The organism is Rubrivivax albus (assembly GCF_004016515.1).
In the GTDB taxonomy this organism is placed as follows: Bacteria; Pseudomonadota; Gammaproteobacteria; order Burkholderiales; family Burkholderiaceae_C; genus Rubrivivax; species Rubrivivax albus.
In genome coordinates this window covers 1-285 of the sequence record NZ_SACT01000066.1, presented here as the reverse complement: position 1 = coordinate 285, position 285 = coordinate 1, and the positions used below count along the sequence as shown (strand labels likewise).

Below are 285 nucleotides of genomic sequence, written 5' to 3'. Positions count from 1 at the left end.
GTGCGCCCCTTGCACCTGCCGCTTCAGTCCAGCCAGCCGCCGCGTGCGCAGCAGGCTCTTGCCGCAGTGCGGGCACGGCGTGGCCGGTGCCGGCGTCGGTGAAGTCTGGGGCCTGGGCCATGGGTGACCGTCCTGGCGCAACTGCGCGCAGGCCTGAACATGGTGCTCGCGGTGGTTGCTGTTGTACAGCCCGGCGTGGCGTGTGGTGTGTTGCCGCGATGCGGGTGCATGCCATAGCAGCCGGCGCACGAACTGCTGGGCGCTCAGCCGCTGGGTCTGGGTGCG

General features: G+C 71.2%; 1 protein-coding gene. It reads right to left on the bottom strand.

All coding sequences use genetic code 11. From position 1 onward, the window contains the following. The coding region (locus tag ENE75_RS24755; protein WP_199232427.1) for a transposase at positions 1–285 on the bottom strand (285 nt) is incomplete at both ends.